General features: G+C 68.8%; 12 protein-coding genes. 9 read left to right on the top strand and 3 right to left on the bottom strand.

All coding sequences use genetic code 11. The features are described 5' to 3' along the window. Positions 1-3: 3 nt before the first annotated feature. The 8 genes from kduD to Q9246_RS18590 all read left to right on the top strand — a co-directional run bounded on the left by kduD (position 4) and on the right by Q9246_RS18590 (position 9,467). Positions 4-771 (top strand): 2-dehydro-3-deoxy-D-gluconate 5-dehydrogenase KduD, encoded by a 768-nt coding sequence (gene kduD, locus Q9246_RS18625; protein WP_306392195.1) that lies wholly within the window; start codon positions 4-6, stop codon positions 769-771. Next, positions 768-1,883, top strand: coding sequence for a hypothetical protein (locus Q9246_RS18620; protein ID WP_306392194.1), 1,116 nt, complete (start codon positions 768-770; stop codon positions 1,881-1,883). The genes kduD and Q9246_RS18620 overlap by 4 nt, the downstream gene beginning before the upstream one ends. Before the next feature lie 16 nt (positions 1,884-1,899). Then, complete coding sequence (locus tag Q9246_RS18615; RefSeq protein WP_306392193.1) at positions 1,900-3,123, top strand: AGE family epimerase/isomerase; 1,224 nt, start codon at positions 1,900-1,902, stop codon at positions 3,121-3,123. Beyond that, entirely contained in the window at positions 3,120-4,046 is a 927-nt protein-coding gene (locus tag Q9246_RS18610; protein WP_306392192.1) for a carbohydrate kinase family protein, read from the top strand. The genes Q9246_RS18615 and Q9246_RS18610 overlap by 4 nt, the downstream gene beginning before the upstream one ends. A gap of 14 nt (positions 4,047-4,060) precedes the next feature. Then, on the top strand, positions 4,061-5,962 hold the full coding sequence (locus Q9246_RS18605) for a glycoside hydrolase family 97 protein (RefSeq protein WP_306392191.1): 1,902 nt from the start codon (positions 4,061-4,063) through the stop codon (positions 5,960-5,962). Between the two features lie 128 nt (positions 5,963-6,090). Next, a complete protein-coding gene (locus tag Q9246_RS18600) occupies positions 6,091-7,377 on the top strand; it encodes an oligosaccharide MFS transporter (protein WP_306392190.1) in 1,287 nt (428 codons plus the stop codon). A 33-nt stretch (positions 7,378-7,410) separates the two neighbouring features. After that, positions 7,411-8,613 (top strand): glycoside hydrolase family 88 protein, encoded by a 1,203-nt coding sequence (locus Q9246_RS18595; RefSeq protein ID WP_306392189.1) that lies wholly within the window; start codon positions 7,411-7,413, stop codon positions 8,611-8,613. A gap of 38 nt (positions 8,614-8,651) precedes the next feature. Next, positions 8,652-9,467, top strand: a complete 816-nt coding sequence (locus Q9246_RS18590) for a hypothetical protein (RefSeq protein WP_306392188.1) — start codon at positions 8,652-8,654, stop codon at positions 9,465-9,467. 18 nt (positions 9,468-9,485) lie between these two features. On the opposite strand, the gene Q9246_RS18585 is transcribed toward Q9246_RS18590, so the two are convergent. From Q9246_RS18585 to Q9246_RS18575, 3 genes are all read right to left on the bottom strand, one after another. Further along, positions 9,486-10,547, bottom strand: coding sequence for a LacI family DNA-binding transcriptional regulator (locus Q9246_RS18585; protein WP_306392187.1), 1,062 nt, complete (start codon positions 10,545-10,547; stop codon positions 9,486-9,488). A 110-nt stretch (positions 10,548-10,657) separates the two neighbouring features. Beyond that, positions 10,658-11,308: an NF038129 family PEP-CTERM protein gene (locus Q9246_RS18580; RefSeq protein WP_306392186.1), complete on the bottom strand. Its 651-nt coding sequence runs from the start codon at positions 11,306-11,308 to the stop codon at positions 10,658-10,660. 11 nt (positions 11,309-11,319) lie between these two features. Further along, on the bottom strand, positions 11,320-15,774 hold the full coding sequence (locus Q9246_RS18575; RefSeq protein ID WP_306392185.1) for a discoidin domain-containing protein: 4,455 nt from the start codon (positions 15,772-15,774) through the stop codon (positions 11,320-11,322). A 203-nt stretch (positions 15,775-15,977) separates the two neighbouring features. Between Q9246_RS18575 and Q9246_RS18570 the strand changes: the two genes are divergently transcribed. Then, a complete protein-coding gene (locus tag Q9246_RS18570; protein ID WP_306392184.1) occupies positions 15,978-17,000 on the top strand; it encodes a sugar kinase in 1,023 nt (340 codons plus the stop codon). Positions 17,001-17,167 lie beyond the last annotated feature (167 nt).

The following is a 17,167-nucleotide window of genomic DNA, read 5'->3' as shown; positions in this document are numbered from 1 at the left end:
GACATGCCTGCATCATTCGATCTGAGCGGCCGCGTGGCGCTCGTCACCGGCGCCAACACGGGACTGGGCCAGGCGATCGCCATCGCCCTGGCCGCGGCGGGAGCCGACATCGTCGCCGCCGGGCGCACCGAGCCCGAGGAAACCGCGGCCCGCGTGCACGCGCTGGGCCGGCGCTTTTTTAGCATCCACGCCGACCTGGCCGACAGCGCGCCAATGCAAGACCTGGCCACCCGGGCGATCGCCGCCTTCGGCCAGGTCGACATCCTGGTCAACAACGCCGGCATCATCCGCCGCGCCGACGCGCTGGACGTGAGCGAGGAGGACTGGGACGCGGTACTGGACACCAACCTGAAATCGCTGTTCTTCCTGTCGCAGGCGCTGGCGCGCCACATGCGCAGCCTGGGGTGCGGCCTGGGACGCGGCAAGATCGTCAACGTCGCCTCGCTGCTGTCGTTCCAGGGCGGCATCCGGGTGCCGGCGTATGCGGCCAGCAAGAGCGCCGTCGCCGGCCTCACCCGCGCGCTGGCCAATGAATGGGCGGCCCACGGCATCAACGTCAACGCCATCGCGCCCGGCTATATCGAGACCGCCAACACCGCCGCGCTGCGCGCCGACACGGCGCGCTCGGCCCAGATCCTGGACCGCATCCCGGCCGGACGCTGGGGCCGGCCGGACGACCTGGCCGGCGCCGCGGTGTTTCTCGCGAGCGCGGCCAGCGATTACGTGCATGGCGTCGTCCTGCCGGTCGACGGCGGGTGGCTGGCACGATGACGTCTGCCTTTACCCAAGCGCCAGCCCCCTTCCCGTCCCAGTCCGCCACGCTGCCGCCACAGGCCGCGGCGCCGCAGGCGTGGCCGCTCGAATGGGCCCATGGCCGGGCCGAGATCCAGGCGCTGGGCGCCATGCTCGGGCCGCTGTCGTTCCGCCTCGGCCCGCGCCGCTGGCTGCAGGTGATGCACGTGGCGCCGTGGGCCGACAGCGACGATGCGCTGGCCCTGCCCGGCGTCCTGCGCCGCATGCGGGGCGAGTGGCCCTGCGTGCCGTTCGGGCGCACCGACCTGCCGCCGGACCTGCCTCCCGGCTGGCAAGCCATCGTTCCGGACGACCAGTGGGCGCATGGCTTCGGCGCCAACCACCACTGGAACTGCGAACATGCGGGCAGCGACCGGGTGTCGCTGGCCATCGACTACCCCGTCGATTCGCCGGTCGCGCGCATCGAGCGCCATGTCCGCGCCGTCCTTGACGCGCCCGCCCTCGACATCGAGCTGGTGATCCGGCCGCGGCGCAGCCTGCGCCTGCCGGCCGGCCTGCACCCCACCTTCCTGCTGCCGCGCGCCGTGGGACGGGCCGCGCTCGAACTGGGCCCGCACGAAGGCATCTTCAGCTATCCCAGCCACACGGCCGGCGCGCACAGCCACCTGCAGCCCGACCGGCGCGCAGCAAGCCTGGACGCGCTCGCGGGCGCCCATGGCCTGCTCGACCTGGGCCACCTGCCCCTGGGCCAGGATGGCGAGGAGCTGCTGCAGGTGCGCGGCCTGGCGCAGGGTGCCGGCGCGGCGCCGTTCAGCCTGCACTACAAGGACGAGGATGCCAGGGTCGGCCTGTGGTGGGACACCCGCCAGTTTCCCGACCTGATGCTGTGGCTCAGCAACCGCGGCCGGCCGGAATATCCGTGGAACGGGCGCCACGTCGCCCTCGGCGCCGAACCCGTGAACAGCGCCTTCGACCTGAGCCGGGTGGCGCGCCCACCGGCCGGGCACCCGCTGGCCGACCGCGTCGGCATCGCGCTCGAGGCCGGCGAGCCATGGCGTACACGCTACCGGATCGCGGCCTGGAACGGCCAGCACGCTCCGGCATCCCCCGACCTTCAGCCACTTTCCTGACACCTTTCAATCGACCATGACGCCCGACTTTCGCAGCCCCGACTTCCTGAGCGACCACATCGCCCAGACCATGCGCTTCTACCATCCGCGCTGCCTGGACGACAGCGGCGGCTTCTTCCACTTCTTCCGCGACAACGGCGAGATCTATGACCGGCAGACGCGCCACCTGGTCAGCAGCACGCGCTTCGTCTTCAACTACGCGACGGCGCACCGCCTGTTTCCCGAGGCCGGCTACCTGGAACAAGTGCGCCATGGCCTGCGCTTCCTGCGCGAAGTGCACCGCGATCCCGCCACCGGCGGCTATGCCTGGCAGCTGTCCTGGGACGGCCGGCAACGCCAGGTCGAGGACGGCGACAACCATTGCTATGGCCTGGCCTTCGTGCTGCTGGCCTATTCACACGCGCTGGCGGCCGGCATCAAAGAGGCGAGCGCCTGGATCGGCGAGACCTGGGAGCTGATGGAACAACGCTTCTGGGAACCGGCGAACGGCCTGTATGCCGACCAGGCCAGCGCCGACTGGAGCATGCTGCAGCCCTATCGCGGCCAGAACGCCAATATGCACGCCTGCGAAGCGCTGCTCGCCGCCTTTGAAGCCAGCGGCGAACGGCGCTACCTGGAGCGCGCCGAAACCGTCGCCCACAACATCACCGTGCGCCAGGCCGCCCACGCCGGCGGCCGCATCTGGGAGCACTACGATGCAAACTGGCAGCCCGACTGGGACTACAATCGCGACGACAAGAGCAATCTGTTCCGCCCATGGGGCTTCCAGCCGGGCCACTTCACCGAGTGGGCCAAGCTGTTGCTGAACCTGGAACGGCATGCGCCGCAGCTGGCCGGCCCATCGGACTGGCTGGCGCCGCGCGCGATTGCCCTGTTCGACGACGCCGTGGCCCATGCCTGGGACGAGCGCCACGGCGGCCTGGTCTACGGCTTTGGCCCCGACGATGAGGTATGCGACGGCGACAAGTATTTCTGGGTCCAGGCCGAGTCGCTGGCGGCGGCCGCGGTGCTGGCCCTGCGCACCGGCGAAGAGCGGTACTGGGCGTGGTACGATCGGCTCTGGCTCTACAGCTGGCAACACATGATCGATCACGACTATGGCGCCTGGTACCGCATCCTGGCCCCGGACAACCGCAAGCTCAGTGACCAGAAAAGCCCGGCCGGGAAGACCGACTACCATACGATGGGCGCCTGCCATGAAGTGCTGCGGGTGCTGGCGGCCACGCGGGCGATCCCATGAACGCGCCGCTACCGCAGTTCGTGTCGGCCGGCGAAGCCCTGACCGACCTGATACGCACCGCTCCCGACGAGTGGTCCAGCCGCACCGGCGGCGCCGGCCTGAATGTGGCGCGCGCGATGGCGGCGCTCGGCGTGCCGAGCGCGTTCGCCGGCAGCGTGTCCACCGACGTGTTCGGCCAGGCGCTGCAGGCCAGCGCCATCGAGGCCGGCCTCGACGCGCGCTTCCTGCAAACGCATGGGGCGCCGCCGCTGCTGGCCGTCGTGCACCAGTCCAATCCTCCCGACTACTTCTTCATCGGCAGCGACAGCGCCGACCTGCGGTTCGATCCCGCGGCCTTGCCATCCGGCTGGGAACGCGCGGCGCGCTGGGTCCATTTCGGCGGCATCAGCCTGGCGCGCCAGCCCCTGGCCGGGCGCCTGCTGGCGCTCGCGCGCAGCTTGAAAGAAGGCGGATGCCGGATCAGCTACGACCCCAATTTCCGCAAGCCGATGGACAGCGGCTACGACCCGATGCTGGCTGCCATGGCGTCGCTGGCCGACGTCGTCAAGGTCTCCGACGACGACTTGCTGGCGCTGTTCCGCACCGATGACCTGGCCACTGCTTTGGCGCGCCTGCGCGCGCTGAATCCGGCCGCCACCATCCTGTTCACGCGCGGCGCGCAAGGCGCCGAGCTGCATGCCGGGGGCCAGGCCTGGCGCGCCGCCGCGCCCGCGATCGTCGTCGCCGATACGATCGGCGCCGGCGACGCCAGCATCGGCGCGCTCCTGTTCAGCATGATGCAGCAGCCCGGCGCCGATGGCGCCGACCACCTGCGCCATGCGGTCGCCGCGGGCGCCGCCGCCTGCACCCGGGCCGGTGCGAGCCCGCCGTCGCGCGCCGAGGTGGCCGACCTCGCGCACCGTATCGCCGTTACCACCATTTAGGAAAGACCGAACCCATGCGCATCCTTATTTTTTTCCTCTGCCTGCTGGCGACCACCCTGGTCCACGCCGCCGGCCTGGAACCGCCACGGCAGCTCGAAGAACGCCTGTCCTCGCCCGACGGCCACACCGTCCTGACCCTCAGGCAGCTGAGCGATGCCGACGGCAAGCGCTCGCTGGTCTACAACGTGCAGTTCGACGGCGCCACCGTGATCCGCGATTCGCTGCTCGAACTGCGGCTGGACAACCACCTGTCCGAAGCGGCGATGGCGCTGCCGGTCGATCGCCGCGCGCGCTGGTTCGAAAACCTGCGCGTGACCGGCGTGCGCCGCGCCAGCCATGACAGCAGCTGGACCCCGGTGACCGGCGAGCGGGCGCGCGTGCGCGACCACTACCAGGCGCTGACGGTCGACTTCGTGAAGGACGACAACCCGGTCTACAAGATGTCGGTCGAGGTGCGCGCCTACGACGCCGGCGTCGCGCTGCGTTTCACCTTCCCCGAGAACGAAAAGGGCTCGTACTACCGCGTCATCGGCGAAGACACCGAGTTCGCCCTGCCGGCCGGCACGCGCGCCTGGCACCATAGCTGGGCACAAGCGCCCTACCGGCTGCTGCCGCTGCGCGACTGGCCCGACGAGTCCGAGCGGCCGCTGACGCTGGAACTGCCGAACGGCCTGCACGTGGCCCTGCTCGAAGCCGCGATGACCGACTATTCGCGCACCAAGTTCAAGCTCAGCCCCACTAAACCGGACACGCTGGTCACGGCCATGCACGACCCGGCCGACCTGATCTCGCCCTTCGCCACGCCGTGGCGCGGCATCATGATCGCGCGCAGCCCCGGCCGCCTGCTCGAGAACAACGACTTCATCCTCAACCTGAACGACCCGTCGCGCATCGCCGACGAGTCCTGGGTCAAGCCCGGCAAGATCATGCGCGTGATGGTGCAGACCACCGCCGCGGCCAAGGCCAATATCGACTTCGCGGCGCGCCGCAAGCTCGAATACATCCTGTTCGACTGGAAGTGGTACGGCCACGCCTTCTCGTTCGATTCCGATGCGACCAAGGTGGCGATTCCCGATTTCGACCTGCCCGCCATCATCGCCTACGCAAAAGAGCGGGGCATTGGCGTCTGGCTGTACGTGAACCAGCAGGCGCTGCTGAAGCAGTCCGATACGCTGTTCCAGACCTACCGCGACTGGGGCGTCAAGGGCGTGAAGTTCGGCTTCGTCCAGGTGGGCTCGCACCGCTGGACCACCTGGATCGACAAGGCGATCCAGCAGGCCGCCGCCGCCGGCATCATGGTCAATGTGCACGACGATTGGCGCCAGACCGGCGAACAACGCACCTGGCCCAACCTGATGACCGCGGAAGGCATCCGCGGCAACGAGGAAATGCCGGACGCCACCCATAACACGGTGCTGCCGTTCACGCGCTTCCTGTCCGGCGCGGCCGACTACACGATCTGCTACTACGATCCGCGCATCAAGACCACCCACGCGCACCAGCTGGCCCTGGCCGTCGTCTACTACAGCCCGCTGCAGACGCTGTACTGGTACGACCGTCCCGAGATGTCGAACGACGAACCGGAACTCGCATTCTGGGACCGCATCCCGACCGTGTGGGACGACACCCGCGTGCTCGACGGCCGGCCCGGCGAAAGCGCGACCATCGCCCGCCGCAAGGGCGACGAGTGGTACCTGGGCAGCATCACGAACAACGAAGCGCGCAGCGTCTCCGTCCGCCTCGACTTCTTGCCTGCCGGCAAGCGTTACGAAGCCACGATCTACGCCGACGACGCTACCGTGGCCACTCGCACCCGGGTCGGCATCCGCACCCGGACGGTCGATGCGCGCACGGTGCTGAAGCTGGACATGCCAGCGTCGGGCGGCCAGGCGATCTGGCTGCGGCCGCTGCCCTGAGCCAAGGCCCCGGCCGGCCTTGACAGGCGGGCCGGGGCGCGCTACGTTATCGATAACAGCGGATTCAACGCTCAATTACATAAAAATCGAGGAGACACCATGCCAGAACCGACCCGCGCGGACCCGTCATGACCGGCAAACAATCGCATTTCCGCTTCCTGTGCACCTTCGTCTACGTGTACTTCTTCGCCCAGGCGATGAGCATGTCGCTGCTCGCCCTGTGGCTGCGTTCCACCCTGAACCTGTCCGGCGCCGAGACCGGCATCGTGTTCTCGGCTAACTTCATCGCCGCGATGTGTTCCCAGCCGGTGTACGGCTACCTGTCCGACAAGGTCGGCATGCGCAAGCACGTGCTGTGGGTGGTCGGCGTCCTGTGCATGCTGTCCGGGCTGTTCCTGGTGAACGTCTATGGTCCCCTGCTCAAGTCCAATGTGCTGCTCGGCGCGGCGCTGGGCGGCATCTACCTGGGCATCACCTTCATCGCCGGCAGCTATGCGATCGAATCCTACGTCGACCGCATCGGCCGCGCCTACGGCTTCGAATACAGCCGCGTCAGGCTGTGGGGCTCGCTCGGCTTCGCCACCGCCGCCTTCATGACCGGCCGCCTCTACAATATCGACCCGCACATCAACTTCATGCTGGCCTCGGTCGCCGGCCTGCTGCTGGTCGCGCTGCTGGCCTTGTGGCGCCTGCCCGCGCACCAGGCCGAGGCCGCCGACGCGCCCAAGCTGCGCCTGTCCGACGCCTTCGCCCTGCTGCGCGACCGCGCCTTCTGGCGCTTCATGGTGTTCATCCTGTCGGTCACCAATATCTACCTGGTCTTCGACCAGCAGTTCCCCAGCTATTTCGCGGCCCAGTTCCCCGATCCGGCGACCGGCGCCGCCATGTTCGGCTACCTGAACTCGGTGCAGATCTTCGTCGAGGCGGGCGGCCTGTTCCTGGCGCCGCTGCTGGTGCGCCGCATCGGCGCCAAGAACGGCCTGCTGCTGGCCGGCGCCATCATGATCATCCGCATTGGCGGCTCCGGGCTCGCCGTCGGCCCGATCTCGATCTCGTGCATGAAGATGCTGCACTCGGTGGAACTGCCGATCCTGGTGGTGTCGGTGTTCCGCTATATCGCCTGCCATTTCGACAACCGCCTGGCGTCCACCGTCTACATGGTCGGCTTCAGCTTCGGCCATTCGCTCGGCCTGGCCCTGCTGTCGCCGCTGGCCGGCATCAGCTACGACCTGATCGGCTTTACCAACACCTACCTGCTGCTGGCGGCGATCGGCGCGGGCTTCTGGGTACTGTCCGTGTTCTCCCTCGAGCCCACGCCGGCGGAACACGGCCGGCAGCCGCAGGCCGATGCTCTCAAAGGCCCGGTCCCGGACAATATCGGCCTGTCCGGACCGGCCAACCACTCCACGCAATGACGTCCCAAAACGCCGACCACAAGGATTCCTCGCATGTCTTCACCATTTCAGCCGGCGCTGCCGGAACCCCTGCTGCGCGAACGCCTGCCGGCCGCCTGGAACGGCCTGCCCGACCGCGCGCGCGTCGAGGCGGCCGTCGCCCAGGCGCTGGACGCCGTGGCGCGCAACCTGGCCCACTTCGGCGATGCCTTCCCGATGCCGTCGAGCGTGGGCGGCATCTATCCTGCCATGGACAATACCGAGTGGACCAATGGTTTCTGGACCGGGATGCTGTGGCTGTCCCATGAACTGGGCGGCGGCGAGGTATTTCGCGCCGCCGCCGAGCGCCACGTGGCGAGCTTCGACGCACGCCAGCGCGACCGGATCGCCACCAACCACCACGACCTCGGTTTCCTGTACAGCCTGTCGTGCGTGGCGGGGTACAAGCTGACCGGCAGCGAGCGCGCGCGCGACGCCGCGCTTGGCGCCGCCCGCCTGCTGCTGGAACGCTTTTTGCCGAACGCCGGCATCATCCAGGCCTGGGGCGACCTGCACGACCCGGCCCAGCGTGGCCGCATGATCATCGACTGCAACCTGAATTTGCCGCTGCTGTACTGGGCCAGCGACACCAGCGGCGACCTGCGCTTCCGCGACGCCGCCGACCGCCACATCGCGCAGGCGGCGCGCCACATCGTGCGCGCCGACGGCTCGACCTTCCACACTTTCTTCTTCGATGGCGAGAGCGGCCAGCCGCGCGAAGGCAAGACCCACCAGGGCCATGCCGACGATTCGTGCTGGGCGCGCGGCCAGGCCTGGGGCATCGCCGGCTTCGCGCTCGTGGCGCGCCATAACGGCGATACCCGCCTGCTGCAACTGTCGAAGGTCCTGGCCAACTATTACCTGAACCGGCTGCCGGCCGACGGCATCTGCCACTGGGACCTGGTGTTCACCGACGGGACGCAGGAGCGCGACAGCTCGGCCGCCGCGGTGGCCGCCTGCGGCCTGCTCGAACTGGCGCGCAACCTGCCGCTGCTCGACCCACTGCGCGCGGAGTACGAACGCGCAGCCGCCGGCATGGTCCTGACGCTGTCCGAGCAGTATTTTGCGCACGACGGCGCCCCGGGCGCGGGCCTGCTGCGCCACGCCGTCTACCACATGCCGAACCACGTCGGCGTCGACGAATCCTGCATCTGGGGCGATTATTTCTACCTCGAAGCCCTGCTGCGCCTGACCCGCATCTGGGAACCGTACTGGTAGGCGTCTCCCCTCTTTTTATCCGACAACCAGTGTCCACCATGACCATTTCGCACCGCCTGCTCGGCATCGACGAAGGACGGCAACAGCTGTCCCTGATCGATACCGCCACCGATACTTTTTACTGGACCCTCGACCTGGCCGACTTCCCGCTGGCGCGGGACATGCAACGGCTCGATGCCGAGCGCGTGCTGGTCGGCTGCGATCGCGGCTTCTTCGAACTGGAGATCGCCACCGGCCGCGTGCTGGCCTCGGCCCTGCGCTGGGCCGAGGTGACCGGCGCCCACCGCCGGCCGGACGGGAGCACCCTGCTCACCGGATTCGACCTCGATGGCGGCGGCGGGGTCAATGTGCTGACCCTGGGGCTAGACAACCGCGTGACCAGGGTCGCGCGGCGCGACGGCGACTATATCCGCCTGATGCGGCCGACCGCGTCCGGCACCTACCTGCTGTGCACCAACGACCACATCCTCGAGACCACGCCAGAGCTGGTGGAGCTGCGCCGCTTCGCCGCGCCCGGCTTCGAGCATGCCTGGCAGGCCGAACGCCTGCCGGACGGCACGACGCTGGTCGCGGCCGGCTACGGCGCCTTCATGGCCTCGTTCGATGCGCAGGGAGCGTTGGTCGAGCGCTTCGGCGCCGCCGCCGACCTGCCGCACGAAGTGAATCCCTTCTTCTACGCGAGCTTCCGCCACGCCGCCAACGGCAACCTGGTGGTCGCGAACTGGCAGGGCCACGGCCCGGACAATGGCCAGCGCGGCCGGCAACTGCTGGAATTCGATGCGCACCGGCGCCTGGCCGGCAGTTGGTCGGCGCCTGGGCGCATCTCCTCGCTCCAGGGTATCCTGCTGGTGTGAACGGTCACCCGGCCAGCGTCACTCCTGGCCGCTGGTCGACTCGCGCACCACGAGCGTGTACGGCATCAGGCGATGCTGGGGTTCGTAGGCCTGGCCGGAACGCCGCGCGCGAATGTGCTCGAGCAGCAGCGCCACCGCGCTGCGCGCCATCTCCGTGATCGGCTGGTGGATCGTGCTCAGTTCGGGCCACACGGTGGTCGCCACCGGCGTGTCGTCGAAGCCGCAGACCGCGAGGTCGTCCGGCACCTGCAGGTGCATCCCATGGGCGACCGCGACCACGGCCGCCGCCATGTCGTCGTTGCTGGCGAAGATGGCGGTCGGACGGGTCGGCTGGGCCAGCAGCTCGCGCGCCGCCAGCAGGCCGGAGCGGTAGGTAAACATCCCTTGCGCGACGCGCTGTGCGGGAACCTCGTGGCCAGCCTCGCGCATGGCGTCGATGAAGGCCTGGTAGCGCAACTGGGCCGGCGTATGCTGCGGGTCGCCCTTGATGAAGCCGATGTCGGTATGCCCCTGCTCGAGCAGGTATTTGGTCATCGTCAGCGCGCCCGCGTAGTCGTCGATGCGCACGGCCGACATCAGGGGCGACGGCCGGGCGGTCGCCACCGCCAGCGTGGGAATGCCCAATGCGGTCAGCTGCTTGATCGCCGAGCGCGAATCGCACAGGGGCGGCGGCACCAGGATCCCGTCCGCGCCGTCGGCGACCAGCCGTTCGATGGCCTTGCGCTGGCTGCGCAGGTTGTCGCAATTCTCGAGGATCAGGTGCGCGCCGTTGCGGCCGCACTCGCCCAGTGCGCCGACCAGGAAGGCGCTGAGGAAGGCGGCGCTGGGATTGCTGTACAACAGGCCGACGCGCAAGGTGCCGACGCGCGCGGCGCGCGCCGCCACGTTGACGTGGTAATTCAGTTCCTGGACCGCGCGCATGACTTTCTCGCGCGTCTTGTCGCTGACGCTGCCGGTGCCATTGATGACGCGCGAGACGGTCATCGCCGAGACGCCCGCCAGCGAGGCGACGTCCCATACCGTCGCACCGCTGCCGGCGGCGCGGTTGCCCGCCTTCGAATCGCTCTGCGTTTCTTTCACACTGCTCTTTCATCGCCGGCGGCGCCGGCCAGGATGTTATCGATATACAAGTGTGGAATATTACGCTATTTGCGGGCGCTCTGCCATACGCCGCCGGCCGGGTTGCGCCGCTATGCGGGCAGGCTGGCGCGGCGTTCAGCAAGCCGCTGGCGGCGGCGCGACAGGCGCGCGCCGCCTAGCGCCAGGACGCCGGCGGCAAGCAGTTGCCAGTTTGCCGGCTCGGGGACGACCGTGACCGCCGGATCCCACAACTGCACGTCGACCGCGCCCCGGCCGAGCACATCGGTGGCCGGCGTCCAGCCGAATGCGACCAGTGCGCCGCTCAGCGGATCGTGTCCGCCCAGCAGGTTGTAGGCCTCGTCGAAGGCCGAGACCACGAAGCGCGACACATAGTTCATCAAGGGATCGGGGTCGCCGGAAAAATGCAGGTCGAAGGACAGCACGCCGCCGAAGTCCACGGCATGGAACAGGTCGTTGGCGGTATCGTTGCGGAAGACGCCGCCGCCGGGGATCGGGGTCACGCCCCAGGACTCGACGACGCTGCCGAAGCCGCTCATATTGCTCAGCACAACGGTGGCCAGCGAGACGCCGGCGGTCGCGCTCAGTTGCAGGTCGAGATAGCCGCTGGCGACGCCGAAGCGCGAGGTATCGATTTCCACGTGGAGCGTCGTGGCCGAGGCGCTGGCCCCGCTTGCCAGCAGGACGGCGAGGAAGGCGCGCGCCAGGATGCGCGCGACCGGAACAGCGTAGAGATTGGGCATGATGTCCTCCGTTAGTGGCCGGGAAGCTGCAGCGAAGGCGTGTACGGAATGACCGCGCGCGCCGGATTGGTGAAGGTCAGCGGGATGGTGATGCTGGCGCCCGCCGCGAGCGGTCCCGGCACGACGACATACGGGACACCGTTCACGACGCCGCCCGCATGGTCCAGCGTTACGCCGGCCGGCAAGCCATCCAGCCGGAGCCACAAAGGCCCGGCCAGTGCGGCGCTGCCGGTATTGGCGATCGCGACCGCGCCGACATACTTGCCGCTGGCCCGGTTCAGGGTGGCCCCGACCTGGGTCAGCCTGGCGCCGGTCGGCCGTATCTGGCCGTGCAGGCGCACCTCCGCCACATTGCCGAACCAGGCGCCGGGGTTGTACAGGCGGATGTAGCGATACGGCGCCTGGCCCGTGGCCGGCAAGCGCTGCCAGTCGAGGGTCGCCGTGGCGGGCCCGGTCAGCGTGGTCCAGCTGGCGTTGTCGTTGGAACCCTGGACCACGGCGCCCGCGATGCGGGTATGCAGATTGTCCTGGCGCGCCGCCAGTTCGACGCTCGCGAAGTGCATCCTGTGGATGGGCCCGAGGTCGAAGGCGATCGAACTGCCGGCGCCGCCATTGCCGGTCCCGACGCGGAAATCGGAGCTCGTCGCCATGCTGGCGTCGAACAGCTTGTTGACCTCGGCCAGGGTGGCGGCCGCGCTGCGCCCGACGGTCGAATCGATCGGTGTGGCGAGCGCCGGCAGGTTGCGGATCAGCACCGATTCGTCGGCCAGGTAGAGGCTCGTGTTGTCGGAGGTCGCCGTGACCGTCACGCCGGGTTCGCCCGTTTGCTGGCGATAGGCGATGGCGAAGCCGACCGGGCCAGGCGCCGCGCCCGGTGCCAGCGTCGCGGTGGCCGTGTGGTGGATGCGGTCGTTTGTGCTGACGACCGCCGGCTGGCCGTGGATGGTGACGGCGACGGCGTCGATCGCCTCGTACGCGCTGAAGGTCAGCCGCACTGTGGCGCCGGCCCCGATCCGGTTGCGCAAGCCCTGGGGCGAGGCGATGGAGGCCGATGCGATCCGGTTGGCCGAGGCGACGGCGCCATACAGCCGCAGTTCGGCCATATTGCCGAACCAGTTGCCGCCGTTATGGATGCGCAGGTAGCGGTAAGGCTGGGAGTTGTTGACAGTCAGGGTCTGCCAGTCCGCGCTCGACACGGCGGCGTTCGAAATGGTGGTCCACGTCGTGTCGTCATTCGACCCCTGCAGCACGGTGCCGGCGATGCGGGTGTAGTACTGGTCCTGGCGCGGCACGATTTCGACCCTGGTCAGGCGCGCCTGCCCGCCCTCCCTGAAGTCGAAGCCCAGCCAGGCGCCGGCGCCGCTGCCATTGAGGCGGAAGTCGGTGAAGGTAGAGAGCTGGCTGTCGAACAGCGATTGCACCACCGTCTGCAGCCCGGCGGCCGGCCTGCCGTTGGAATCGCGCAGGTGGGCGATGGCGGCCGGCTGCGCCAGAAGGCCGGTCTGGTCGGACACATACAGCGACGTGCCGTCGGTCGTGAACGCGATCGGATCGGCATCCTGGCCCTCGGCCGTCTTGTACGCCACCGTAAAGCCGACCGGCCCCGGCGCGGCATTGGCGCCCAGGGTGGCGGTCGCGGTCCAGTCGAGGCCATCGCTCGTGCTGGCCTGGGCCGGCACGCCATGGATGAGCGCCTGCACGCCATGGATCGGCGCGCTCGCCCGGAACGCCAGCGTGACGGTATCGCCGGCGACGATGCGGTTGCGCAGGCCCTGGGGCGACGCGATCGACACCGCCGTCACCCGGTTGACCGCCTCATGGCGCGTCCCATGGATGCGGAACTCTGCGACTTCGAGCATGGTGCTCGACGGCTGCACCATCTGCATCTTGAGGAAGCGGAAACGCCGGTCACGCAGCGCGGCATCCACCTCGAGCGTTTGCAGGTCTTCGGTGACGATCGTCAAGCCCGGCGTCAGGCGGATCCAGTCCTGCCTGTCGTTGGAGCCGAACAGGGCGACGCCGCCGATCCGCTCCGGGAAGCTGGCCCTGACCTGCAGCTGGAAGGCGCTGGCGGCCAGCTTGTAGTCCGGCCCGAAATCGAAGGTGTGGCTGCGGTCGACCGCCTGCGTATAGGCGACGAAGGTGTCCGGCAAATCGTCGAGCGCATTGGGCACCGCGGTGCCGAAGGTCGAGCTGCTGAACATGTCGGTGTAGTCGATGCTGCCGTCGGCGCGGAGCAGCGTCAGCTCCTTGAGGGCGGCGCTGGCCTGCCCCAGCGCGGCCAGCGTCTGCTGGAACTGGGCGTCGCTCGCCGTGGCCAGCGCGGCCGTCGCCTCGCCATGCGCGGCGCGGTAGGCCGCGAGCGAAGCGCTGGTGTACACCACGCCCGGCTTGTAGGCCGCCGCGGCGGCGGCGAGAGCGGACTGGCGGTCGGCGCCCACGACCAGTTCGATGGCCCTGGACGTCACCACGGCGCCGTTGGACGCGCTCACGACGAAGCGGTAGGCGCCGGCCTGGGACGGCTTCCATGAGAAGGCTCCGGAACGAGTATCGAAGGTGGCGCCGGGCGGCAGGTGATCGATCTGGTAGGTCAGCGCGCCACCGCTGGCCGCGAAGCTGTAGTCGACCGCCGCGCTGGAGCCGGCATGGGTGTACAGCGTGAGGTCCTGCTTGCCGCTGTTGAACACCGGCGGCGTCAGCGCCGGGCCGGGAGCGATGTCCAGGTGGTCGACGTCGACCGTCGCCCCGGCGCCCTCGAACGTCATCTCGAAGAAGTCGCCCAGGCTCTGGAACGGGCCCAGTGCATGGCTCAGGTAGCGCCACTCGCCCTTGGTATCGGGCAGCACGATCCGCTCGCCGAATACGCGCATCGTGGCCACGCCATTGGTGCGGACCCGGAACGCCAGCTGCCTGGTGCTGTGGGCATAGCTGGTCAGCACGATCTTGCTGCCGGTAGCCGTGGTCGCGATGCGCACGAACGAGGCCGTGTCGTCGCGCCCGGCGACGGCGCCGTCGTCCAGCGCGGTGAAACGGTCTTCCGCTTCGCGGATCGGATCGACGATGGGCTTGACCAGGTAGCGCGCGCCTTCGGCTTCGGCCGCGCGCGGGATGAAGATCCAGAAATCGCCGCCACCGTCGACGCCGTCCCAGTTGTACATGGGTCGGGCGGCGAACATCTTGACCAGGCTCGGGGCGCGCTGGTCGAGATCCAGGCCGCGTTCGTACTTGTAATAATAGAAGGCGTCCCAGGTATTTTGCGTCAGGCGTCCGCGATAGGCATTCGCCAGCTGCTTGTAGATGATCGTCGGCGTCCCGTCCGGATCGGTGTGCGCGGCGGTCGGCACCCAGGGCGTGTCGTAGCCCAGCGTGAAGTGGGCGAAGTATTCGGTCGCATCCAGGATGCGGTCGTCCAGGAACTCGTAGGGGCCCACCGCATCGGCGGCGTCCGAGGGCGTGCCGTCGACCGGGTCCACCCTGGTGCCCTGGGCCATCAGCAGGCGAGACAGGATACTCGTATTGGTCAGGTCGCCCGCCCCGTGCGCCTGGTCGCGGCCCATCTCGACGTGCTGCACGACCGGCGGCACCGCTTCTCCGGTCAGGTCATTCCTTGTCACGAGCCGGAACAGCTGCTTGATGGCGCCGTTCTGGCCCTGGTCGAGCGCGGTGCGGTTGACCGTGAACCATTCGACCGCTTCGTCGTAGCGCGCCCGGTTGCCGGTGAAGATATAGCCTGAAGTCGCCCCGATCAGCGGATACAGGTGCTGGTTCATGAAGTACGAGTTCTTGTACTGCAGGGTGTCGATGAGCGGCGTGATGAGGTTGTCCGTGAACGCCGCGGTGTCGGCATCGGTCCACGCCAGCGACGGCGTGGTGCTGCCGCTGTAGCGCAGGATCTCGGCCGCCATCACCATCCGGTGCAGCGGAATGCCCGAGTGGATGTGGGCGTCGCTGTAGTAGCCGTACTGCGCCGGGTCCATCTGCGACCAGATGCGCACGATGCGCAGCGCATTGGCGCGATAGGCCTCGTCGCCGCTGACGTAATAGACGATCGCCTGGGTATAGGCGCGCAGGGCGTCCGTGATGAAGCGGGACTGGACCGAGCGGCTGTTGAAGGCATCAACCGCTGGCCGGCCCGGCTCGGTGCTGCTCTCGTTACTCGATAACGCGGTGCGGGAGGCCGCACTGGACAACAGCATCTGGTTGAAGTGGGTGAGCCAGGGCTCCTTGCCGGCCCTGACCTGGGCCCGCATATTCTCCAGCACGCCCTTGGTCAATCCCACGCCGGGATGCCGGAAGCCGTGGGCGTCGACGGTCTCGGTGATTACCGGTTGGTGGCTGGTCACAATGGTCCGGATCGTGTCCTGCGCCTGCGCTTCGGCGGCCAAGGGCGCCATTGCCGCAAGGCCGAACGCGATGGCGACAGCCACCGCGCGCAGCCATGCCTGGCCAAAAGCTGGTCTATTCATTCAGGGTCTCCTCCTGTCATTGCCTGCGCCGGAAATGGCGGCATCGCATCGCATTGTTATCGTTAACTAAAATCATGGTAGCATGAGAAATCAGACATGCGGATACCTCGAAATAAATAATCTCGAGGTTAAACCACGCATGGCGGGCATCGGACGAAAACGCGGTGCTTGACACCCTGTTGCGAACTTCTTACCCTGAATCCATGACGCCCTTCCCTCCGACCGACCTCCCCTTCGTCTGCTTCGGCGAACTATTGCTGCGACTCGCGGCCCCTTCCGGCGAGCTGCTGCTGCAAAGCCCGCACCTGCGCACCTGGGTCGCCGGCGCCGAGGCCAATGTCGCGATCTCGCTGGCGCGGCTCGGCCACCCGGTACGCATGGCCAGCGTCGTGCCCGACCAGGCCCTCGGCCGCCATGCCGCCGACACGCTGCGCTATCACGGCGTCGACACGGCCGCGGTGCGCTGGGCGCCGGGCAGGATGGGCCTGTACTTCCTGACGCCGGGCGCGGTCGACCGCCCCGCCGAGATCCTCTACGACCGCGCCGGCTCGGCGTTCGCTACCTACCCGGCCGGGCACTACGACTGGGAGCGGCTGCTCGCCGGCGCCGGATGGCTGCATGTGTCGGGCGTGACGGTGGCCGCCAGCGCGCAGGCCGGGGCGGCGGCACTGGACGCCGTGCGCTCCGCGCGCCGGCTCGGGGTGCGCGTGTCTTTCGACGGCAACTACCGCGCCAGCATGTGGGCGGCGCGCGGCGAGGATGGCGCGGCGCTGCTGGCCGACATCGTGGCCGAAGCCGACCTGGCCTTCATCGACCGGCGCGACGTGGCGCTGCTGCTCGCGCGCCCGGAACTGGCCGAGGCGCCGCCGGAACGGGCGGCCGAGGCGGCGTTCGCGCGCTTTCCCCACCTGCGCCTGGTCGCAGCCACGCAGCGGCGCCAGGACAGCGCCAACCACCACGCACTGTCGGCGACGCTGCGCACGCGCGACGGCGTATTCGATGCGCCGGGCCGCGACATGTTCGACGTCGTCGACCGCATCGGCGCGGGCGACGCGTTCGCGGCCGGCGTCCTGCACGGCGTCGCGCGCGGCTGGGACAGCGGCGAGACCGCGCGCTTCGCCCTCGCCGCCGCCTGCCTGAAACACAGCCTGGCCGGCGACGCCCACGTGCTGACCGAAGCCCAGATCCGCCAGACGATGGACGGCGGACTCGACGTGCGCCGCTGACGAATTCCCCGCAGGCCACCGAAAACGCTTTACAGCCAAGCCTGTTATCGATAACCTTTAACAAGCGCGGACGACTCGCGCATGCCGGCCCGCCTGGTGCGACAAGCCGAACCCCATAACAAGCGGCCGGAGCCCGGCATCGGGCCGCACAGAGACACGCTACCGAC

Origin of the sequence: Telluria beijingensis (assembly GCF_030770395.1) — a bacterium.
Lineage (GTDB): Bacteria > Pseudomonadota > Gammaproteobacteria > Burkholderiales > Burkholderiaceae_D > Telluria > Telluria beijingensis.
This window is presented reverse-complemented; position numbering and strand designations above follow the sequence as displayed.